Annotated in this window: 20 protein-coding genes; 11 read left to right on the forward strand and 9 right to left on the reverse strand. The window is 66.8% G+C overall.

What is annotated here, in order from left to right:
- The first annotated feature begins 15 nt into the window (after positions 1 to 15).
- The 6 genes from LJF27_RS16210 (at position 16) to LJF27_RS16235 (ending at position 5,095) form a co-directional block, all read left to right on the forward strand.
- Positions 16 to 744 (forward strand): SDR family oxidoreductase, encoded by a 729-nt coding sequence (locus LJF27_RS16210; protein ID WP_003083755.1) that lies wholly within the window; start codon positions 16 to 18, stop codon positions 742 to 744.
- A gap of 24 nt (positions 745 to 768) precedes the next feature.
- A complete protein-coding gene (locus LJF27_RS16215; RefSeq protein WP_003119512.1) occupies positions 769 to 1,356 on the forward strand; it encodes a 2-hydroxychromene-2-carboxylate isomerase in 588 nt (195 codons plus the stop codon).
- Positions 1,357 to 1,585: 229 nt separating this feature from the next.
- Complete coding sequence (locus LJF27_RS16220; RefSeq protein ID WP_003119513.1) at positions 1,586 to 2,935, forward strand: C4-dicarboxylate transporter DctA; 1,350 nt, start codon at positions 1,586 to 1,588, stop codon at positions 2,933 to 2,935.
- Between the two features lie 48 nt (positions 2,936 to 2,983).
- A complete protein-coding gene (locus tag LJF27_RS16225) occupies positions 2,984 to 3,670 on the forward strand; it encodes a FadR/GntR family transcriptional regulator (RefSeq protein WP_003083762.1) in 687 nt (228 codons plus the stop codon).
- A gap of 100 nt (positions 3,671 to 3,770) precedes the next feature.
- On the forward strand, positions 3,771 to 4,505 hold the full coding sequence (locus LJF27_RS16230) for a GntR family transcriptional regulator (RefSeq protein WP_003117208.1): 735 nt from the start codon (positions 3,771 to 3,773) through the stop codon (positions 4,503 to 4,505).
- 179 nt (positions 4,506 to 4,684) lie between these two features.
- Positions 4,685 to 5,095: an aegerolysin family protein gene (locus LJF27_RS16235; RefSeq protein ID WP_003101225.1), complete on the forward strand. Its 411-nt coding sequence runs from the start codon at positions 4,685 to 4,687 to the stop codon at positions 5,093 to 5,095.
- Between the two features lie 31 nt (positions 5,096 to 5,126).
- Here the strand turns inward: LJF27_RS16235 and LJF27_RS16240 are convergent, their stop codons facing one another.
- From LJF27_RS16240 to LJF27_RS16255, 4 genes are all read right to left on the reverse strand, one after another.
- On the reverse strand, positions 5,127 to 6,035 hold the full coding sequence (locus tag LJF27_RS16240; protein ID WP_229601855.1) for a LysR family transcriptional regulator: 909 nt from the start codon (positions 6,033 to 6,035) through the stop codon (positions 5,127 to 5,129).
- Positions 6,036 to 6,334: 299 nt separating this feature from the next.
- Positions 6,335 to 6,616 (reverse strand): type II toxin-antitoxin system toxin ParE, encoded by a 282-nt coding sequence (parE, locus tag LJF27_RS16245; protein WP_003121619.1) that lies wholly within the window; start codon positions 6,614 to 6,616, stop codon positions 6,335 to 6,337.
- Entirely contained in the window at positions 6,613 to 6,840 is a 228-nt protein-coding gene (locus LJF27_RS16250) for a CopG family ribbon-helix-helix protein (RefSeq protein WP_003112628.1), read from the reverse strand. The genes parE and LJF27_RS16250 overlap by 4 nt, the downstream gene beginning before the upstream one ends.
- A 175-nt stretch (positions 6,841 to 7,015) precedes the next feature.
- Positions 7,016 to 7,636: a hypothetical protein gene (locus LJF27_RS16255; RefSeq protein ID WP_003101226.1), complete on the reverse strand. Its 621-nt coding sequence runs from the start codon at positions 7,634 to 7,636 to the stop codon at positions 7,016 to 7,018.
- A 100-nt stretch (positions 7,637 to 7,736) separates the two neighbouring features.
- On the opposite strand from LJF27_RS16255, the gene LJF27_RS16260 reads away from it, so the two are divergent.
- Both LJF27_RS16260 and LJF27_RS16265 read left to right on the forward strand, forming a co-directional pair.
- A complete protein-coding gene (locus tag LJF27_RS16260) occupies positions 7,737 to 8,237 on the forward strand; it encodes an LEA type 2 family protein (RefSeq protein ID WP_003101228.1) in 501 nt (166 codons plus the stop codon).
- 72 nt (positions 8,238 to 8,309) lie between these two features.
- Positions 8,310 to 8,651, forward strand: a complete 342-nt coding sequence (locus LJF27_RS16265; protein ID WP_003101229.1) for a zinc ribbon domain-containing protein YjdM — start codon at positions 8,310 to 8,312, stop codon at positions 8,649 to 8,651.
- An 81-nt stretch (positions 8,652 to 8,732) separates the two neighbouring features.
- Here the strand turns inward: LJF27_RS16265 and gabP are convergent, their stop codons facing one another.
- From gabP to bauA, 4 genes are all read right to left on the reverse strand, one after another.
- Positions 8,733 to 10,160, reverse strand: coding sequence for a GABA permease (gabP, locus tag LJF27_RS16270; protein ID WP_003083784.1), 1,428 nt, complete (start codon positions 10,158 to 10,160; stop codon positions 8,733 to 8,735).
- A 168-nt stretch (positions 10,161 to 10,328) separates the two neighbouring features.
- Positions 10,329 to 11,822: a CoA-acylating methylmalonate-semialdehyde dehydrogenase gene (locus LJF27_RS16275; RefSeq protein WP_003101230.1), complete on the reverse strand. Its 1,494-nt coding sequence runs from the start codon at positions 11,820 to 11,822 to the stop codon at positions 10,329 to 10,331.
- Positions 11,823 to 11,905: 83 nt separating this feature from the next.
- Entirely contained in the window at positions 11,906 to 12,193 is a 288-nt protein-coding gene (gene bauB, locus LJF27_RS16280) for a beta-alanine degradation protein BauB (protein ID WP_003083790.1), read from the reverse strand.
- Complete coding sequence (gene bauA / locus LJF27_RS16285) at positions 12,193 to 13,539, reverse strand: beta-alanine--pyruvate aminotransferase (RefSeq protein ID WP_009875662.1); 1,347 nt, start codon at positions 13,537 to 13,539, stop codon at positions 12,193 to 12,195. The genes bauB and bauA overlap by 1 nt, the downstream gene beginning before the upstream one ends.
- 134 nt (positions 13,540 to 13,673) lie before the next feature.
- Between bauA and bauR the strand changes: the two genes are divergently transcribed.
- Positions 13,674 to 14,591, forward strand: a complete 918-nt coding sequence (gene bauR, locus LJF27_RS16290) for an HTH-type transcriptional activator BauR (RefSeq protein WP_023117257.1) — start codon at positions 13,674 to 13,676, stop codon at positions 14,589 to 14,591.
- Positions 14,592 to 14,704: 113 nt separating this feature from the next.
- Here bauR and guaD read toward each other — a convergent pair whose 3' ends face one another.
- A complete protein-coding gene (gene guaD / locus LJF27_RS16295) occupies positions 14,705 to 16,075 on the reverse strand; it encodes a guanine deaminase (protein ID WP_003121623.1) in 1,371 nt (456 codons plus the stop codon).
- A 1,110-nt stretch (positions 16,076 to 17,185) separates the two neighbouring features.
- Between guaD and LJF27_RS16300 the strand changes: the two genes are divergently transcribed.
- Positions 17,186 to 18,757 (forward strand): ABC transporter ATP-binding protein, encoded by a 1,572-nt coding sequence (locus LJF27_RS16300; RefSeq protein ID WP_023085742.1) that lies wholly within the window; start codon positions 17,186 to 17,188, stop codon positions 18,755 to 18,757.
- The gene (locus tag LJF27_RS16305) at positions 18,757 to 19,854 is read left to right on the forward strand and encodes an ABC transporter permease (RefSeq protein ID WP_003112631.1); all 1,098 of its coding nucleotides are present in this window, start codon (positions 18,757 to 18,759) and stop codon (positions 19,852 to 19,854) included. The genes LJF27_RS16300 and LJF27_RS16305 overlap by 1 nt, the downstream gene beginning before the upstream one ends.
- Positions 19,855 to 19,858 lie beyond the last annotated feature (4 nt).

Raw genomic sequence — 19,858 nt, forward strand, 5'->3', positions numbered from 1 at the left:
AGAGAGGCCTCTGCAATGACCCAGCGCAAAGCGGTTCTGGTAATGGGCGCCGGCGACGCCACCGGTGGCGCCATCGCCCGGCGGTTCGCCCGCGAGGGCTACGTGGCGTGCGTCGCCCGGCGCAACGCGGAGAAGCTGGAGCCGCTGGTGCAGGCCATCCGCGACCAAGGCGGCGAGGCTCTGGCCTGCGGCTGCGACGCACGCCAGGAGCAGCAGGTGATCGACCTCTTCGCCCGCATCGAGGGTGAGGTCGGTGCGCTGGAGGCGGTGATCTTCAACGTCGGCGCCAACGTCTGGTTCCCGATCACCGAAACCACCGAACGGGTCTATCGCAAGGTCTGGGAGATGGCCGCCTTCGGCGGCTTCCTCACCGGCCGCGAGGCGGCGCGGGTGATGCTGCCGCGGCAGCGCGGAACGATCATCTTCACTGGCGCCACCGCCTCGTTGCGCGGCCGCGCGCATTTCGCCGCGTTCTCCGGCGCCAAGTTCGCCCTGCGTGCCCTGGCCCAAAGCATGGCGCGCGAGCTGGGGCCGAAGGGCATCCACGTCGCCCACCCGATCATCGACGGCGCCATCGACACCGACTTCATCCGCGAAACCCTGCCCGAGCTGTACAAGCGCAAGGAGCAGGACGGCATCCTCGATCCCGAGCACATCGCCGAGACCTACTGGCAGATCCACTGCCAGCCGCGCGACTGCTGGGTGCACGAACTGGACCTGCGCCCCTGGATGGAAACCTTCTGATCCCCGCCACGGAAAGAGCCACGCATGAGCAAGCAAATCGAGTTCTTCTTCGACTTCGGCAGTCCCACCACCTACCTCGCCTGGACCCAACTGCCGCGCATCGCCGCCGCCCATGGCGCGAGCATCGCCTGGCGGCCGATGCTGCTGGGCGGCGTGTTCAAGGCCACCGGCAACCATTCGCCGATCGAGGTGCCGGCCAAGGGGCGCTACACCCTCCACGACCTGGCGCGCTATGCGAAACGCTACGGCGTGCCGCTGGCCTTCAACCCGGCCTTCCCGATCAACACCCTGACGCTGATGCGCGGCGCCCAGGGCTATCTCGGCGGCGAAGGGTTCCAGCCCTACCTGAAAGCGGTGTTCGAAGCGTTGTGGGTACGACAGCAGAACCTCGGCAAGCCCGAGGTGGTCGCCCAGGTGCTGGCGGAGGCTGGGTTCGATCCGGATGAGTTCCTCCGCCTGGTTGGCGACGAGCAGGTCAAGGAGGGGCTCAAGGCGACCACCGAAGAGGCGGTGCGGCGCGGCGTCTTCGGCGCGCCCAGCTTCTTCGTCGGCGACCAGTTGTTCTTCGGCCAGGATCGCCTCGATTTCGTCGCCGAGGCCCTCGCCGGCTGACCTCCCCTTCCCCGCGGCGAGCCGCTCTGGCCCGCCGCCTTGCGCCATCCGAGCGCCCTCCTCCCGGCTGCGGCCCGCGCGTGCCGTGGTTCCTGGCCATTCGTCGCGCCCGCCGATAGCGGCTTGTCAGGCTGACTTCTTTGCGTATAGGCTGAACTGGTCAGACCGGTAATACCACAATAAAAATGCGTTCATCGCCCGCCTCCGCGAGGCCCGATGGAAGCGCCGAATGGAGACTCCTGCGATGTTCATCAAGCGCTGTTCCCGCTCGATATTCCTGCAAGTCGTGATTGGCCTGGTGATAGGCGTGATCTGCGGGGTCGGCATTCCCGACCTGGCCGTGCAGATGAAGCCGCTGGGCGATGGCTTCATCAAGCTGATCAAGATGCTCATCGCACTGATCGTCTTCTGCGTGGTGGTCAACGGCATCTCCGGCGCCGGCGACCTGAAGAAGGTCGGCCGCATCGGCCTGAAGTCGGTGATCTACTTCGAAATCCTCACCACCATCGCCCTGGTCCTCGGCCTGGTGGTCGCCTACAGCCTGGGCCTGGGCAGCGGCGCCAACATCCATCTCAACGAACTGCCCGCCGGCGACGTCGCCCTGTATACCGGGCGCACCCAGGAGATCCACGGCCCCGTGGCATTCCTCATGGGCCTGATCCCGACCTCTGTGTTCAGCGCCTTCGCCGAGAACGACATCCTCCAGGTCCTGCTGTTCTCCGTGCTGTTCGGCAGCGCCCTGAACCTGGTCGGCGAGCAGGCCAGCGGCGTGGCCCGCCTGATCAACGAATTCAGCCACATCGTGTTCCGCATCATGGGCATGATCGTGCGCCTGGCACCGCTCGGCGTGTTCGGCGCGGTGGCCTTCACCACCGCCCGCTACGGCGTCGACTCGCTCAGCCACCTGGGCGCGCTGGTGCTGGTGTTCTACGCCACCTGCCTGGTCTTCGTCATGGCGGTGCTCGGTAGCGTCCTGCGTCTCTCCGGGGTGCGCATGCTGCCGTTCCTGCGCTACTTCCGCGAAGAGCTGCTGATCGTGATGGGCACCGCCTCCTCCGACGCGGTGCTGCCGCAGGTGATGCGCAAGCTCGAGCACATGGGCATCCGCAGCTCCACGGTAGGCCTGGTGATTCCCACCGGCTACTCGTTCAACCTCGACGGATTCTCGATCTACCTGACCCTGGCGGTGGTGTTCATCGCCCACGTCACCGGCACGCCGCTGGCGATGACCGACCTGGTCACCATCCTGCTGGTTTCGCTGGTCACCTCCAAGGGCGCCCACGGCATTCCCGGCTCGGCCCTGGTGATCCTCGCCGCCACCCTCACCGCGGTGCCGGCGATCCCGGTGGCCGGCCTGGTGCTGGTGCTTTCGGTGGACTGGTTCATGGGCATCGGCCGCGCGCTGACCAACCTGATCGGCAACTGCGTGGCCACCGTGACCATCGCCCGCTGGGAAAACGACATCGATATGCCGCGCGCGCAGGCCATACTCGACGGGCGCCTGGAGGCGCCGGCCAAGGCCGACGGCGAGCCGCTCAAGCGCAGCGCGGTGGCCGGGGAAGGCAAGCTGCATGGCTGACGCGCCGAGGCGCGTTGCACGTCCGATTGGCAAGTAAAGGGAGGCGACATGTTTTCTTCGTCCAAGCTGGTCAACGCGGTTGCCCAGCGCCTGCTCGACACCATCGAGCAGGGTCGCTGGGTCGCCGGCCAGATGTTGCCCGGCCAGCGCGAGCTGGCTGAACAGATGGAAATCAGCCGGCCGAGCCTGCGCGAGGCGATCATGGTCCTGGAGACCCTGGGCGTGGTCCGTTCGCTGCCGGGCAAGGGCGTGATGGTCCTCGAACGCAGCGAACCGCTGCGCGAGGTCGCGGCGCCCGGCGAGGCGACCATGGAAGACGTCCTGCAACTGCGCTATGCGCTGGAGCCGTTCATCGTCGGCATCGTCGCGCAGAGCGCCGGGGCGGCGGAGATCAGCGAACTGCGGCTGTTGCTGCTGGACCTGCGCGAAGCGGTCGAGGATGGCGACCCGCAGGCTCTGGTTGAGGCCTACACGGCCTTCCACCGGCGCCTGGTGAAGCTCACCTCGAACCCGATCTTCCTCAGCGTTTCCGAACAGATCGGCAGCGCCCTGGAACGCAGCGACAACCTGGTGCGCCGCCAGCCGGAATACGCCGAGGAGATCCTCCAGGAACACGACGCCATCCTCCGTGCGATCCGCCAGCACGACAGCGAGCGGGCGAGCCAGGCGATGCGCCAGCACATCCTCAACGAAGGCGCGCGCCTGAACATCGACCTGCGCTTGCCGCAGGTCTGATCGCCCGCGCCAGGGTTCCAACCCGGGACCGTCGCGGCGCCCGGACGGCTTTCGTCCGCCGCCTGCGAAGGCCCACAAGCACGACTCGACAGGTGTGAACATGGTCGGATTCGAAGCACGTACCCAGCAGGGCGCCGCGCTGCGCCCCACCAGCCATTTCGTCTACGAAAGCATCTACACGGCAATCCTGGAAAAGCGCCTGGCGCCGGCCGCCAAGCTGAGCAAGGAAACCCTCGGGCAGATCTTCCGGGTCAGCAACGGCACCATCCAGCGTGCCCTCACCCGTCTCGCCGAGGACGGCGCGGTGGTGATGCCGCCGAAGGAGGTCGCCAGCGTCGCCCGCCCGGACGAGCGCCAGGCGCGGCAGGTGCTGGACGCGCGCCTGCTGGTGGAAAGCGAAGTGGTGCGGCAACTGCCCGCGGGGCTGGATCCCGCCGCCCTTGCCGAGCTACGGGCGCTGGTCGACGAGGAGCAGGCTTGCCTCGCGGCCCGCGACAGCGCCGGGCTGATCCGTCTCGCCGGGCGCTTCCACCTGCGCCTGGCCGAACTGACCGAGAATCCCTTGCTGCAGGGTTTCGTCCGTGGCCTGGTGGCACGCGCCTCGCTGGACATCGCGCTGAACAAGGGGGCGGTCTATACCGCCGAGGCCTGCGCCGCGCAGCGCGCCCTGCTCGATGCCCTGGAGGACGGCGACAGCGCGGCGGCGGCTGCGCTGATGGACGCTTACCTGCGAGGCCTGTTCGCCCGCATGCGCTTCCTGCCTCCACCCACCACCGACCTGCGCGAGGCATTCGGCATGAAGGCCCCTCGCGGGGAAAAACGCCGGAGGGCCTGACCTCCCCGGCCGCCGCCTAGCAGATCTGGCAGGCGGTGGTGGCTGGTGGCCAGCCTATAGTGAAGCGGGTCAGGGATGGCGCCGTGCTGGTCGAAGTAGCCAAGGGTCCGTTGTGAGCGCCCGGTCCTGTCCGTGACGTCCTACAGGAAGCTGTGAACGCATGGTTAACGGAGATCGACATGGCATACGCAGAATGGATCGCAGTGAAGGTCGTGGTATCCAAATCCATCGGCACGGTGGGCATCCGCAACGCCACCTTGCAATGGGGCAAGTTCTACCGCTACACCAACAAGGACGACGAGATTTCCACCGAGGAAGTCAGCAGCATGAACGTGCAGGCCGGCAGCCCGCAATGGATCGCCTCCTGCGGACGGGAGAACGCTTCGTCCGGCACCCAGGGCAGCTTCGACTGCTACGACGGCAACACCAAGATGGGCACCTTCAGCTGGGATGACCCGTGGAAATCCGGCGCCACCAACACCTGGAGCTTCACGCCGGCATCGGCGGACTATGCCGGCATCACCAGCGGCGGCAACGCTACGGGCACGGACATCGGCGAGGTCACCCTGACCCTCGGCCGCTTCTCCTGACGGTACCTGGAGCTGGCCGGCAGTCCGTCGGTCAGCTCCAGCGCTCATCCCCGTCCGTGGCGAACGCTCGCCGCAGCGCCTCGATGGCGACCTTCACCTTGGCCGGCTGGGCCTCGCGCCGTGGCGTCACCGCATAGATGCCGAGCCCGGGAATCCTCCACTCCGGCAATAGCTGTTGCAGGCGCCCGTCGTTCAGCGCGTAGCGCACCTCCGGCAGCGGCTGGTAGGACACGCCGAGTCCGTCGAGGGTGAACTGACGCACCGCGAGCATCCCGTTGGCGGCCACCCGTGGCTCCAGGCGCAGTTTGCAGACTTCCCCGCCCGGCCCGCTGAGCGTCAGGTGGTTGAGGTGGTTCGAGGTGTTCAGGGAAATCCAGTCGACCTCGGTCAACTGCTCCGGACGGTTGATCGGCGCCCGTTGGCGCAAATAGGCCGGCGCCGCGCAGAGCACGCTGCTCCAATCGCCGAGGTGGCGCGCCACCAGGCTGGAGTCGGCGAGATTGCCGACGCGTATCGCCAGGTCGATGCGCTCGGCGACCAGATCGATGCGCTCGTCCTGGAAGAACAGCTGCAGGCGCAACTGGCGGTGGTTCTCCAGCAACGGTTTCAGCGCCTGGGTGATCAGCGTGCCGGAGAACCCCACCGGCGCCGCCAGGCGCAACTCACCCACCGGCGCATCGCGCCATTCGCCAAGCCGCCGCTCGGCTTCCTCGGCGATCGCCAGCATCTGCGCGCAACTGCGATAGAACGCCTCGCCGGCCTCGGTCAGGGTCAGCCGGCGGGTGGTGCGATGCAGCAAAGTGACCTGGGCGCGGCTCTCCAGCTTGCGGATCTGCTGGCTGACTGCCGAAGGGGTCATGCCCAGGCTCTGGGCCGCGGCTGCCATCGAGCCCTTGTCCACCACAGTGGCGAAGATCGCCATGCCTTTCAGCGAATCCATGCCGGTTCCTCCTTGCGGGAGACTGCGCCTGGGGAAAAATCACCGGAAAAAGCGCGAGAAAGCATGCCCAGCGGGCGAGGTCGTCGGGTTACGGAAAAATACGGACGCGTATGGGAGCGAAGCATGAGTCAGCCAAAGAACTAATCAGGTCGCAGTGGTCGCAAGTTGGTCGCCCTCATTGGCCCGGTCGAAAAATGTCCATTTTTTGTGAGTTATGGATGTTTTGTCCGAAGTAAGCTACTCAGTACAAGTCAAGGGAAATATTCATTTTGAAACATCTTGTAACCGTGTGACCACTTTCAGGGGGTAATTTCGACCCTGTCGATGCGCAAAATCTGGATTTCCTTGCCTTTAACCCGAAACGGGGCGCTGAACGGCCAGCGCTCCAGGGTCAGGGTGCGTACGCCTGGCACCTCGCTGGGCCGCCCTGCCCCCTGGTTGGCTACCTGCTGCAGCGGTTTCACCTGCTCGACGATGTCCTGAACGGCTTTCAGAGCTTTTTCCGGGCCGATCAGCACGACGTAATGGTCGTAGATGGTGTCCAGGTCGGCGGCCGCCTTGCGGGTCCACTTCAGGCTCATTGCAGCCCCCAGCGCTTCTCGATCTCGATGTGTTCCAGCAGGCGACCGGCATTGGCATCGGCCAAGCCTTCATCGATGGCAGCGACCTGCCACTGCTGCCTTTCCAGGTACTGCGCGAGCGCCTGCCGCAGGTGGTAGGGGCGGTCGCGGTGGGTGGCGCGGGCCAGTTCGTCGAGGGCCGCGACCAGGGCGTCATCGGCGCGGAACGAGACTACGGTGCTCATTTTCTGATCAACTTCGTTTTCGATGTATACGGTGTTTACAGTGAAAACGAATGTATACGAAAGCTTTCGGGTGAGCAATCGCCCGGCTGTTTCGTCCGTCGAAAAAACCTTTATCGATCAGTGGGTTGAATGAGGAGCCCGCCCCGAGCGGGGCGGGCGGAAGGACGGCGTGGGATTACCAGGCCTGGTTGAAGTGGAAGCCCTGCCTGGGCGAGAAGCGGGTGTTGACGAGCTTGTAGCCTTCCTCGCCGCGTGGCTTGACCAGCGAGACCTGGCCGACCTGCGGTTGGGTGATCTGTTGCAGGGTGGTCAGGCTGGCCTGCTTGAGCACCTCGGGGTTCTTCGCCCAGTCCTTCACTTCGCGTGGCTTGACCTCGACGGTGACCAACCAGCCCTTTTCCACGGCCGGGCCGTAGTCGTCGGGCTTGGCGGGGTCCACCGAACGGACGCTGACGTCGAAGCCGCTGCTGTAGCAGAAGGCCTTCGACTCGGGCTTGTAGTCCTCGCGGCCGGCGGGCGTGAGGTCGTAGGAATCGCCGTCGCGGCGCAGCAGGCCGACGCCGACCAGCGCGTCGTAGACCGCGGCGTTGCCTTTCGCCGGGCCGGGGCCGGAGAAGCTGTCGGAGAGCGTCACCGGGAACGTCTTGAACAGGGTGGAGCTGGCGCAGGCGGGTTTGTCGAAGCCGCGCTCGGCGAGCAGGCGGGCGATCTCCTCGCTGGACGGAGCGGAGTCCGAGCAGGCGGCGAGGAACAGTGGGAGGGCGGCGACGAGGCCGCGCAGAACGCGTGTAGGCATGGGCATGTCCTTTGTCCATTGGCGCAGCCGGATCGGCTGCGCGGCGAATTCTAGCGGCTGTGGCACCATGGGCGCACATTCGACCCAAGGAGGAGAACCCATGCGCCTGCCTGCGAACCTCGGCCGCCTGCTGCCGGCCCTGTGCCTGGGCGTCCTGTTGAGCGCCTGCAGCACCTTCGGCCAGCGCGATCCGTTGCGTATCGACCTGGTCGGCCTGGAACCCCTGCCGGGGCAAGGCATGGAGATGCGCTTCATGGTCAAGCTGCGGGTACAGAACCCCAACGACGAGCCGATCGAATACAACGGCATCGCCCTCGACCTCGACGTCAACGGCCAGCCCCTGGCCAGCGGCGTCAGCGACCAGACCGGCGAGGTGCCGCGCTTCGGCGAGCGGGTGGTGAGCGTGCCGCTGACCGTCTCCGCCTTTTCCGCCTTCCGCCAGGCCTGGGGCCTGAGCAACAACGCTCCGACCCGGGGCATGCCCTACGTGGTGAAGGGCAAGCTCGCCGGAGGCCTGTTCGGCACCGTGCGCTTCAGCGAAAAGGGCACCCTCGACTTCTCCGGGCCGGCCGTCGGCGCGCCGAAGACCAAGGGGCTCTGAGGCGGTTCGGCAGGGGAGCGAGAAACCCTATATAATCTGCGGTTTTCGTCCCCCTGCTGAAGAGAGAATGCCGTGAGCACGCTGCCGCCCTGTCCCCAATGCAACTCCGAATACACCTACGAGGATGGTGCGCTGCTGGTCTGCCCGGAGTGCGCCCATGAATGGTCGCCGAACGAGGCCGCTACGGCGTCCGATGATGGCAAGGTGATCAAGGATTCGGTGGGCAACGTTCTCCAGGACGGCGATACCATCACCGTGATCAAGGACCTGAAAGTGAAAGGCTCCTCGCTGGTGGTGAAGGTCGGCACCAAGGTGAAGAACATCCGCCTGGTGGACGGCGACCACGACATCGATTGCAAGATCGACGGCATTGGCGCGATGAAGCTGAAATCGGAATTCGTCAGGAAGGTCTGAGACGACCTTGCCTGAAGAAGCCCGGCCATTGGCCGGGCTTTTCTTTGGAGGGCTGTCTGGGTTATTCCCCCGGTGGTGGACTCAGACCCGCGCCGTCTTCCCGGCGTAGTCCTCGCCGAGGCGCGGCTTGCGTCGCGCGTTGAGCAGCCCGAGGCAGACGGTGAAGATCGTCAGCAGAGCGGTGGCGAACACCTCGTGACGGTGCTCCGGCATGATCAGCATGATGCTCAGCGCGGCGACGATGAACAGGATCACCGCCCAGGTCAGCCAGGGATATAGCCACATGCGGAACTCGATGGGCTGGCCGCTGGCCTGCAATTGCTTGCGCATGCGCAACTGGGCCACGGCGATCACCAGGTACACCAGTAGCGCCACGGCGCCGGAGCTGGCGAGGAGGAAGGTGAAGACCTTCTCCGGTGCGAAGTAGTTGACGATGGTGGTGAGGAAGCCCACCGCGGTGCTGGCCAGCACCGCCGGGCGTGGTACGTGGGCGGTGTTGGTCAGCTTGAGCACGCTCGGGGCGTCGCCGCGCTTGGCCAGGGAGAAGACCATCCGCGACGAGGTGTAGATCGCCGAGTTCAGGCAACTGGCCACGGCGACCAGTACCACCAGGTCGACGATCAGCTTGGCGTGCGGGATGTCCAGCAGCTCCAGGGCGCGCTGGTAGGAGCCGACCTGGATCAGCAGCGGGTCGTTCCACGGCACGATGGAGATCACGATGAAGATCGATACCAGGTAGAACAGGCCGATCCGCCAGATCACCGAGTTGGTGGCGCGGGTGATCTGCTTCGCCGGGTCCTTGGACTCGGCGGCGGCGATGGTGACGATCTCGGTGCCCATGAAGCTGAACATGGTCGTCAGCAGGGCGCCGAGCACCGCGCCGTAGCCGTTCGGCACGAAGCCGCCGTGGCTCGCCATCAGGCTGGACAGGCCGCTGACCTCACGCTCCGGCAGGCCGCCGACGATGGCCACCGCGCCGAGCACGATGAAGGCGATGATGGCGATCACCTTGAGCAGCGCGAACCAGAACTCGAACTCGCCGTAGCGGGCCACGCTGAAGAGGTTGGTGACGGTGAGCAGGAAGGTCACCGCGAGGGCGAAGATCCAGGTGTCGATGGCCGGGAACCAGGCGTTGAGGATGGCCGCGGCGGCGATCGCTTCGAGTGGGATCACCAGCACCCAGAACCACCAGTAGAGCCAGCCGATGGTGAAACCGGCCCAGCGGCCGATGGAGCGGTCGGCGTAGGTGGAGAAGGAACCGGTATCGGGGGAGGCGACCGCCATTTCGCCGAGCATGCGCATGACCAGCACCACCAGGGTGCCGGCGATCAGGTAGGCGAGCAGGGCGGCCGGGCCGGCGGCGGCGATGGCATGGCCGGAGCCGACGAACAGGCCGGCGCCGATCACCCCGGCGATCGACAGCATGGTGACGTGGCGTTGTTTCAGGCCGGGCGCGAGCGAGGCGTTGCGCTTGTTCGGCAGTTGTGAAGCCAGTACGACTTTGGACATCGTTGAGACCCTTTAATTGTTCTTGGGCAAGGTCTGGGCCGCCTTGTGGGCGACGCCATGGGTGCGGCCGTGGGTGAGGTTTCACGGCGGTGGAACGTTGCGGACTCCTGATTGCGGAAAAAGAAAAAAGGCATGGTCGTTACCGACCATGCCTGTCGTCGTCAGCCTTCAGAGGCTGGGGAAGGCGAATTGCGAGGCCTCGTGGCTGGCCCGCTGCGGCCAGCGCTGGGTGATGGCCTTGCGCCGGGTGTAGAAGCGCACGCCGTCCGGGCCGTAGGCGTGGAGGTCGCCGAACAGCGAGCGCTTCCAGCCGCCGAAGCTGTGGTAGGCCACCGGCACCGGCAGCGGGACGTTGACGCCGACCATGCCGACCTCGATCTCGTCGCAGAACAGGCGTGCGGCCTCGCCGTCGCGGGTGAAGATGCAGGTGCCGTTGCCGTATTCGTGGTCGTTGATCAACTGCATGGCCTCTTCCAGGCTGTTGACGCGAACCACGCACAGCACCGGGCCGAAGATCTCTTCCTTGTAGATGGTCATTTCCGGGGTCACCCGGTCGAACAGGCTGCCGCCGAGGAAGAAGCCGTTCTCGTGGCCGGCGACCTGGTAGCCGCGGCCGTCCACCACCAGCTCCGCGCCCTGGGCCACGCCGCTGTCGATGTAGCCGGTGACCTTGGCCTGCGCGGCGGCAGTGACCAGCGGGCCCATGTCGAGGCCGCAGGAAGTGCCGGCGCCGATCTTCAGCGCCTTGATCTGCGGAACCAGCTTGGCGATCAGCGCGTCGGCCACCTGGTCGCCGACGCATACCGCCACCGAGATCGCCATGCAGCGCTCGCCGCAGGAGCCGTAGGCGGCACCCATCAACGCGCTGACGGCGTTGTCGAGGTCGGCGTCGGGCATCAGCACCGCATGGTTCTTCGCGCCGCCCAGGGCCTGCACGCGCTTGCCGCGCTTGGTGCCCTCGGCATAGATGTATTCGGCGATGGGGGTCGAGCCGACGAAGCTGATGGCTTTCACTTCCGGCGCCTGGAGCAGGCCGTCCACGGCTTCCTTGTCGCCGTGCACCACGTTCAGCACGCCCTTCGGCAGGCCGGCTTCGTGGAACAGCTCGGCGATCAGCAGGGTGGAGCTGGGGTCGCGCTCGGAGGGCTTGAGGATGAAGGTGTTGCCGCAGGCGATGGCCAGCGGGTACATCCACAGCGGCACCATCGCCGGGAAGTTGAACGGGGTGATCCCGGCGACCACGCCGATCGGCTGGAAGTCGCTCCAGGCGTCGATGTTCGGGCCGACGTTGCGGCTGTACTCGCCCTTGAGGATTTCCGGGGCGGCGCAGGCGTACTCGACGTTCTCGATGCCGCGCTTGAGTTCGCCGGCGGCGTCTTCCAGGGTCTTGCCGTGCTCTTCGCTGATCAGCTTGGAAATCCGCGCCTCGTTCTGCTCCAGCAGTTGCTTGAAGCGGTACAGCACCTGTGCACGCTTGGCCGGCGGGGTGTTGCGCCAGGCCGGGAAAGCGGCCCTGGCGGCATCGATGGCTTTCTGCAGGGTCTTGCCGTCGGCCAGCGGGACCTTGTGGATGGCTTCGCCGGTGGAGGGGTTGAAGACGTCGGCGCTGCGGCCGTTGTCGGCGACCATTTCGCCGTTGATCAGGTGGTGGAGGGTGCCCATCTTGTCTTGTTCTCTCTTCGCTAGGGGTGACGAAAGGGCCGTGGCCCTTTCCCTTTACCCGCTCCCTGGGGAGCGGGTGCGGATTACTTGATCTCGGTCTCGACGAAGACCACTTCGTGTGCGCTGGCGTTGATCACGTTGTGCTCGACGCCGGCCTTGCGGAAGTAGGCCTGTCCGGCGACCAGCGGCGCGTGGCGGTCGCCCTCGGGGGTTTCCAGCAGCAGCGTGCCGTCGGTCAGCGGTACCACCACATAGTCGTGGCCGTGGCGGTGGCGCCCGGTTTCCGCGCCGGGGGCGAAGCGCCATTCGGTCACGATCACCTCGGCGTTGTCCACCTGCACGGTGGGTACGGCTTGCGGGCGGCCGCTCATCAGGCGATGCCGTTGAGCGCTTCGCCGACCGCGTCGAACAGGCGGTCCAGCTCTTCCGGCCTGGCGTTGAAGGTCGGGCCGAATTGCAGGGTATCGCCGCCGAAGCGCACGTAGAAACCCTGTTGCCAGAGCTTCATGCCGGCCTCGAACGGACGCACGGTCGGATCGCCGTCGCGCGGGGCGATCTGGATCGCGCCGGCCAGGCCGCAGTTGCGGATGTCGATGACGTTCTTCGCGCCTTGCAGGCCGTGCAGGCCCTTCTCGAAGTGCGGCGCCAGCTCGGCGGACTGCTGCACCAGGTTGTCCCTGGCCAGGATGTCCAGCGCGGCGAGGCCGGCGGCGCAGGCGACCGGGTGCGCGGAGTAGGTGTAGCCGTGGCTGAACTCCACCGCGTGCTCGGGCAGCGCCTGGTTCATGAAGGTGTCGTAGATCTCGCTGCTGGCGATCACCGCGCCCATCGGCACGGCGCCGTTGGTGACCTGCTTGGCGACGTTCATCAGGTCCGGGGTGACGCCGAAGTACTCGGCGCCGCTGTAGGTGCCCAGGCGGCCGAAGGCGGTGATCACCTCGTCGAAGATCAGCAGGATGTTGTGCTGGTCGCAGATCTCGCGCAGGCGCTGCAGGTAGCCGACCGGCGGTACCAGTACGCCGGCGGAGCCGGACATCGGCTCGACGATCACCGCGGCGATGTTCGAGGCGTCGTGCAGTTCGATCAGCTTGAGCAGCTCGTTGGCCAGCTCGACGCCGCCGGTCTGGGCCATCCCGCGGGTGAACGCCATGCCCGGTTGAAGGGTGTGCGGCAGATGGTCGACGTCCATCAGCTGGCCGAACATCTTGCGGTTGCCACCGATCCCGCCGAGGCTGGTGCCGGCGACGTTGACTCCGTGGTAGCCGCGGGCGCGGCCGATCAGCTTGGTCTTCTGCGGCTGGCCTTTCAGGCGCCAGTAGGCGCGGGCCATCTTGACCGAGGTGTCGGCGCACTCGGAGCCGGAACCGGTGAAGAACACGTGGTTCAGTTCGCCTGGCAGCAACCCGGCGATCTTCTCGGCCAACTGGAAGGACAGCGGATGGCCGTACTGGAAGCCCGGCGAGTAGTCGAGGGTGCCGAGCTGGCGAGCCACCGCCTCCTGGATTTCCTTGCGCGAGTGGCCGGCGCCGCAGGTCCACAGGCCGGACAGGCTGTCGTAGACCTTGCGGCCCTTGTCGTCGGTCAGCCAGCTGCCTTCGGCGGCGACGATGATCCGCGGGTCCTTCTGGAAGTTGCGGTTGGCGGAGAAGGGCATCCAGTGGGCGCGCAGGTTGAGTTCGCTGGAAACCGGCGGGGCCACGTTGAGCGGCTGGTTCATCGTTCGATCCTCGGGCTTTCTTGTTGGAAGGTTCCGCGCACGCGGCGGCGGAGCGTTGGATCAAGCTTGGCCCTGACGAAAGGTTAGATAAAGCTTATTCTTCTCACGTTTAGTTTCGACTGGGTAAAACAATAATGGCCAAATCCCGCAACCCGTCGCTCGGCCAGGTCAGCGATTTCGATATCCGCCTGCTGCGCATCTTCAAGACCATCGTCGAGTGCGGCAGTTTCTCCGCCGCGGAGAGCACTCTCGGCCTCAGCCGCTCGGCGATCAGCCTGCACATGGGCGACCTGGAGAAGCGCCTGGGCATGCGCCTGTGCCAGCGCGGCCGCGCCGGCTTCGCCCTGACCGACGAGGGCCGCGAGGTCTATCGCGCGACCCAGACCCTGCTGGCGGCGCTGGAGGGGTTCCGCGCCGAGGTCAACGACCTGCACCAGCACCTGCGCGGCGAACTCAACATCGGCATCATCAACAACCTGGTGACCCTGCCGCAGATGCGCATCACCCACGCTCTCAGCGCGCTCAAGGGGCAGGGACCGCAGGTGCGGATCAACATCGGCATGACCACCCCCAACGAGATCGAACTGGGCGTGCTCGACGGCCACCTGCATGTCGGCGTGGTGCCGTTGATCAGTCCGCTGTCGGGGCTCGAGTACCTGCCGCTGTATGACGAGCACGCGCAGCTCTATTGCAGCCGCGGCCACGCACTGTTCGAGCGCGCCGACGGCGATATCGCGGTGGACGAGGTGCTCGCCGCGGACGCCGTGGCGCCCAGCTACCGCCTGCCCGCCGAAGCCCAGGCGCGCCACCAGGAGCTGAACAACAGCGCCAACGCCTCGGACCGTGAGGGCATGGCATTCCTGATCCTGACCGGCAACTTCATCGGCTACCTGCCGTCGCACTACGCTGCCGACTGGGTCGCCGCCGGGATGCTGCGGCCCCTGCTGCCGGAGCGTTTCCACTATGCCATCGCGCTGACCATCGTGACCCGCAAGGGACGCCGGCCGAACCTGGTGCTGGAGCGCTTCCTGGAGGCGGTGGCGGTGTCGTGAGGGCGCGGATGGAGTGACGCGAGCTTCGGCCGTCCGCTGAACGGTGCCTTTTCTCTAACAGCGCGAGGAGGTGGCATGCAGCGACGGGCCGAGCCAACGCGGGAAAGAGACTCTCACCCCTTCGCATGGCGCCGCTCCCCCATCACCCAGGTCTCCGCCACCGCGCGGTCGTCGCCCAGGGTGTTCAGCACGAACAGGGTATCGGCCAGGCCGCGCGCATGCTCCATGCGCTGGGCGATCATCGGCGTGGCGGCCAGGTCGAGGGCGACGAAGTCGGCTTCGCGGCCGGGCAGGAAGTTACCGACCAGGCCGTCCAGGTCGAGCGCCCTGGCGCCGCCGAGGGTGGCCAGGTAGAGCGCCTGGAACGGATCGAGGCTGGTGCCGCGCAATTGCTGGATCTTGTAGGCGTCGGCGAGGTTGGCCAGCAGCGACAGGCTGGTGCCGCCGCCGACGTCGCTACCGATGCCGACGCGGATGCCGTATTGCTGGGCGCGGCCAAGGTCGAACAGGCCGGAGCCGATGAACAGGTTGGAACTGGGACAGTGCGCCAGCGCCGCGTTCTTGTGCGCCAGGCAGCGGCATTCGCGTTCGGAGAGATGGATGCCATGGGCGAACACGCTGCGTTCGCCGACCAGGCCGGCGCGATGATAGACGTCCAGGTAGTCCTGCGCCTGGGGAAACAGCTCGCCGACCCAGGCGACTTCCTTGAGGTTCTCCGAAAGATGGGTGTGCAGGTAGACGCCGGGATACTCGTCCAGCAGGCGCGCCGCCGCGGCCAGTTGCTCGGGCGAGGAGGTCGGCGCGAAGCGCGGGGTGACCGCGTATTGCAGGCGCCCGTTGCCGTGCCAGCGCTCGATCAGCGCGCGGCTCTCGGCGTAGCCACTGGCCGCGGTATCGCACAGCGCCGGCGGCGCGTTGCGGTCCATCAGCACCTTGCCGGCGATCATCCGCAGGCGGCGCTTCTGCGCGGCCTGGAAGAATGCCTCGGCGGATACCGCATGGACCGTGCCGAACACCAGCGCGGTAGTGGTGCCGTGGCGCAGCAGTTCGTCGAGGAACAGCTCGGCCTGGGCGGCGGCGTAGCCGGCATCGGCAAAGCGCTGCTCGGCGGGAAAGGTGTGGGTTTCCAGCCAGTCCAGCAGTTGGGTGCCGTAGGAGGCGATCACTCCGAGTTGCGGGTAATGCACATGGCAATCGACGAAGCCGGGCAGCAGCAGGCGCTGCGGATGCTCCTCCAGCGGCAGGTCGGCGGGCAGTTGCGGCAGCAGGTAGGTTGCGTGATCGAGCGCGCGCACGTGGCCGTGTTCGATCCACAGCAGGCCGTCCTCGAAATACTCCCAGGCCTTGTCGCCGAGTTTCGCCGGGTCGCCGAGGAAATGCAGGATCCGCCCGCGATGGGCCGAACTGCTCATCGCGCTCCCGCCGTGGTCGGAGTGCAGGATAAGTGGGGGGACGAAGTTGCCAGCAGGTACTGCATCGTTCATCTCCTCTGCTGCCGGAATGGCGCTTTCGCCTCTTTAGTCCGGGAAATCGACGGAAATATCCCGTCTTTGGCGCGTGATCTCGCTTCCGCCATTATGCACTGTGCGCATGCTGTGGATAAGTCTGTGTGTAGCGCGTGTGCGGAAAGATTGCACGAGCCATTGCGGGATGTGCCCATCTGGCTTCCGGCAGGCGATCCGCGGAAAGCGTTCCGGCACCTTGAATCCGCCTTGCGAAATGCCCGGTCGGCAACTGGCGCTTCTGTGGGTTTGTCTGTGGAAAAGCTGTTCGCATTCCCCGTTGAAAAAATGCCTTCGGCGGTCGGGGGAAAGGCATTGGACGGAGCCGCAGGATTTCTCCCGGTTGGCGAAAGAGCCAGGGAAAAGGTGCTGTGGAATGCGCCACGACGGTGCATCGCGAAACTGTGGACAGCGGATCCACCCATGGCGCCGCCGAGCATGCTTCCGTCGATCGCCGCGGATTTTCCTGGAAAGCCGGAAAACCCAGTATTCATGGGCATCATGGCGTCTAAAGGGGAAGTCCTGGAGACATTTTCACGGGCATTCCCGTTCCGCGGGTTTCCTGTGGAAAAGCTGTTGGCAAACTGTGCCGGAAGCGGGCCGCCGGGGCTGCCCCAGGGATTCGGCCGACCCGTGGCTTGGCCGGGAGAGATCGTCCTGCCGTGCTCCTCCGAACGGCTGTCGATATCTTGTGGATAAAGCTGTTGGCAAAGTGTTGGAAAAAATGCCTTGCCAGGTCGCGCCCATGGCCTGCCGGGTTGGCTGTTTTCTGTCCATCGCCAATGTTGCGAAAATCGCCGGGACGATCGGCGCGGGAGGCTTCCCAAGGTCCCGGATGGGCTCCCGACACGCTGTGGATAACTCTGTGAGCAAGGTGGTGATGACTGTTTTGCGACAAATGCTCACGCGGGTGCGCCGCAGGGTTGCCCGCAAATGTGCCGCGGCGTCCCAGGCGTGCCCCGGCTTGGTGCCGCTCGGCGCGGGAGCCTGGCCCGTGGCTCCCGGTGCAAGCCGCGTTCCAGGGCTTTCCTGACCTCCTGGCCAGGTATTTGCACCGGCCGCCGCATCGTCGAGCAACCGATCGGGTCCGCCATGTCCGCACCTTCCTCCTTCGCGCCGCCGCGCCTCGAACTGCGCGGGATCAGCAAGCGTTATCCGGGTTGCCTGGCCAACGACCGCATCGACCTGTGCATCGACGCCGGCGAGATCCACGCCCTGCTCGGTGAGAACGGCGCCGGCAAGAGCACGCTGATGAAGATCATCTACGGCGTGACCCGTCCCGATGCCGGCGAGATCCGCTGGCAGGGCGAGCCGGTGCAGGTACGCGACCCGGCTCGCGCCCGGGCGCTGGGGATCGGCATGGTGTTCCAGCATTTCTCCCTGTTCGAGACGCTCAGCGTGGCGGAGAACATCGCGCTCGCCCTCGGCGCCGAGGCGGGCAGCCCGCGCCGGTTGGAGGCGCGTATTCGCGAGGTGTCGCAGCGCTACGGCATGCCGCTGGAGCCTCGCCGGCTGGTCCATGGGCTGTCCATCGGCGAGCGCCAGCGGGTGGAGATCGTGCGCTGCCTGATGCAGGACATCCGCCTGCTGATCCTCGACGAGCCGACCTCGGTGCTGACCCCGCGCGAGGCCGAGGATCTCTTCGTCACCCTGCGCCGTCTTGCGGAGGAGGGCTGCAGTGTCCTCTTCATCAGCCACAAGCTGGCCGAGGTCCGTGCGCTCTGCCAGCGCGCCACGGTGCTGCGCGGCGGACGGGTGGCCGGACAGTGCGTGCCGGCGCAATGTTCCGATCTCGAGCTGGCGCGGCTGATGGTGGGCGACGCCGAGGGCCTGGCGGCGGAGTATCCGAAGGTCACCGGCGGCGCGCCTTTCCTCCAGGTGCGCGACCTGCACTGGCGCAACCCGGACCCCTTCGGCGTGTCCTTCGCTGGCCTCGACCTGGAGGTGCGCAGCGGCGAGATCCTCGGTATCGCCGGGGTCGCCGGCAACGGCCAGGACGAGTTGCTTGCCCTGCTCAGCGGCGAAGTGCGCCTGCCGCGCGCCCAGGCCGAGCGCATCCGCCTCGGCGGCTGCGCCGGCGCGCACCTGGCGCCGGATGCGCGGCGCCGCGCCGGCCAGGCCTTCGTGCCCGCCGAGCGGCTGGGGCACGGCGCGGTGCCGGAGATGAGCCTGGCGGACAATGCGCTGCTCACCGCCTTCCAGCAGGGACTGGTGAAGCGCGGGTTGGTCCGGCGGCGCAAGGTGCTGGCGCTGGCCGAGGAGATCATCCGCCGTTTCGCCGTGAAGGCCCCGGGTGCCGGGGCGCCGGCACGCAGCCTTTCCGGCGGCAACCTGCAGAAGTTCATTCTCGGCCGCGAGATCCTCCAGGCCCCGCGCCTGCTGGTGGCGGCGCATCCCACCTGGGGCGTGGACGTCGGCGCGGCGGCGCTGATCCACCGCGCGCTGATCGCCTTGCGCGATGCCGGTACGGCGATCCTGGTGGTCTCCGAGGACCTCGACGAGCTGTTCCTGCTCAGCGACCGCATCGCCGCGCTGTGTTCGGGTCGGCTGTGCCCGGCGGTCGCCACCGCGAGCGCTTCGCCGCAGCAGGTCGGCGGCTGGATGGCCGGTCAATTCGAGGCGCCGGCGGCAGTCGCCGGCGCCGTTGCCCAAGGGAGCCTGTGATGCTGTTGTCCCTGGAACCGCGCGGCCGACAGTCACGCTGGATGCTGCTGGCCTCTCCGCTGCTGGCGGGGCTGCTGACCCTGGTCTGCGGTGCGCTGCTATTCGCCTGTCTCGGCCACGATCCGTGGCAGACCCTGCATACCGTGCTGGTACAGCCGCTCAGCGACCTCTATGGGCTCGGCGAGCTGCTGGTCAAGGCCATGCCGATCCTGCTCTGTGCCCTCGGCCTGGCACTGGCCTACCAGGCGCGCGTGTGGAACATCGGCGCGGAGGGCCAGTTGCTGGTCGGCGCCCTGGCCGGCAGCGCGGTGGCGATCCAGTTGCTCGACTGGCAGAGCCGCTGGGCGCTGGCCTGGGTGCTGCTCGCCGGCACCGCTGCCGGGGCGCTCTGGGCCGGGTTCGCCGCCTGGCTGCGAACGCGCTTCAACGCCAACGAGATCCTGACCACCATCATGCTCAACTACATCGCGCTGAACCTGCTGCTGTACGGCGTGCACGGGCCGTTGAAGGACCCGGATGGCTTCAACTTCCCGCAGTCGGCGCTGTTCGGCGAGGCCAGCCGCCTGCCGGCGCTGTTCGAGGACAGCCGGGTGCACCTTGGCGCATTGTTCGGCCTGCTGGCGCTGGCGGCGGTCTGGGTGCTGGCGCAGCGCAGCTTCCTCGGTTTCCAGGTCCGCGTGCTCGGCCTCGACCGCCGCGCCGCCGGTTTCGTCGGTTTCCGCGAGAAGCGCCTGGTCTGGTTCGTGCTGCTGTTCTCCGGCGCGCTGGCAGGCCTGGCCGGCGTCTGCGAGGTCGCCGGGCCGATCGGCCAACTGGTGCCGCAGGTCTCGCCGGGCTACGGCTATGCGGCGATCACCGTGGCCTTCCTTGGCCGTCTCAATCCGTTCGGCATCCTCTGCGCCAGCCTGCTGATGGCGTTGCTCTACCTCGGCGGCGAGGCCGCGCAGATGAGCCTCAACCTGCCATTGGCGCTGTCCGGGCTGTTCCAGGGGATGATGCTGTTCTTCCTCCTCGCCTGCGACGTGCTGATCCTCTACCGCCCACGTTTGCACGGACGCTGGCGCAAGCGCCCGGCGCTGCGCGACGCCCTGGCCTGAGCCG

The sequence above is a fragment of the Pseudomonas sp. 203-8 genome, from assembly GCF_020708595.1.
Lineage (GTDB): Bacteria > Pseudomonadota > Gammaproteobacteria > Pseudomonadales > Pseudomonadaceae > Pseudomonas > Pseudomonas aeruginosa.

What these genes read in the sequence shown, in the direction of transcription:
- LJF27_RS16210 (WP_003083755.1), top strand. Translation starts at nt 16, where the DNA reads ATGACCCAGCGCAAAGCGGTTCTGGTAATGGGCGCCGGCGACGCCACC.
- LJF27_RS16215 (WP_003119512.1), top strand. Translation starts at nt 769, where the DNA reads ATGAGCAAGCAAATCGAGTTCTTCTTCGACTTCGGCAGTCCCACCACC.
- LJF27_RS16220 (WP_003119513.1), top strand. Translation starts at nt 1,586, where the DNA reads ATGGAGACTCCTGCGATGTTCATCAAGCGCTGTTCCCGCTCGATATTC.
- LJF27_RS16225 (WP_003083762.1), top strand. Translation starts at nt 2,984, where the DNA reads ATGTTTTCTTCGTCCAAGCTGGTCAACGCGGTTGCCCAGCGCCTGCTC.
- LJF27_RS16230 (WP_003117208.1), top strand. Translation starts at nt 3,771, where the DNA reads ATGGTCGGATTCGAAGCACGTACCCAGCAGGGCGCCGCGCTGCGCCCC.
- LJF27_RS16235 (WP_003101225.1), top strand. Translation starts at nt 4,685, where the DNA reads ATGGCATACGCAGAATGGATCGCAGTGAAGGTCGTGGTATCCAAATCC.
- LJF27_RS16240 (WP_229601855.1), bottom strand. Translation starts at nt 6,035, where the DNA reads ATGGATTCGCTGAAAGGCATGGCGATCTTCGCCACTGTGGTGGACAAG.
- parE (WP_003121619.1), bottom strand. Translation starts at nt 6,616, where the DNA reads ATGAGCCTGAAGTGGACCCGCAAGGCGGCCGCCGACCTGGACACCATC.
- LJF27_RS16250 (WP_003112628.1), bottom strand. Translation starts at nt 6,840, where the DNA reads ATGAGCACCGTAGTCTCGTTCCGCGCCGATGACGCCCTGGTCGCGGCC.
- LJF27_RS16255 (WP_003101226.1), bottom strand. Translation starts at nt 7,636, where the DNA reads ATGCCTACACGCGTTCTGCGCGGCCTCGTCGCCGCCCTCCCACTGTTC.
- LJF27_RS16260 (WP_003101228.1), top strand. Translation starts at nt 7,737, where the DNA reads ATGCGCCTGCCTGCGAACCTCGGCCGCCTGCTGCCGGCCCTGTGCCTG.
- gabP (WP_003083784.1), bottom strand. Translation starts at nt 10,160, where the DNA reads ATGTCCAAAGTCGTACTGGCTTCACAACTGCCGAACAAGCGCAACGCC.
- LJF27_RS16275 (WP_003101230.1), bottom strand. Translation starts at nt 11,822, where the DNA reads ATGGGCACCCTCCACCACCTGATCAACGGCGAAATGGTCGCCGACAAC.
- bauB (WP_003083790.1), bottom strand. Translation starts at nt 12,193, where the DNA reads ATGAGCGGCCGCCCGCAAGCCGTACCCACCGTGCAGGTGGACAACGCC.
- bauA (WP_009875662.1), bottom strand. Translation starts at nt 13,539, where the DNA reads ATGAACCAGCCGCTCAACGTGGCCCCGCCGGTTTCCAGCGAACTCAAC.
- bauR (WP_023117257.1), top strand. Translation starts at nt 13,674, where the DNA reads ATGGCCAAATCCCGCAACCCGTCGCTCGGCCAGGTCAGCGATTTCGAT.
- guaD (WP_003121623.1), bottom strand. Translation starts at nt 16,075, where the DNA reads ATGAACGATGCAGTACCTGCTGGCAACTTCGTCCCCCCACTTATCCTG.
- LJF27_RS16300 (WP_023085742.1), top strand. Translation starts at nt 17,186, where the DNA reads ATGTCCGCACCTTCCTCCTTCGCGCCGCCGCGCCTCGAACTGCGCGGG.
- LJF27_RS16305 (WP_003112631.1), top strand. Translation starts at nt 18,757, where the DNA reads ATGCTGTTGTCCCTGGAACCGCGCGGCCGACAGTCACGCTGGATGCTG.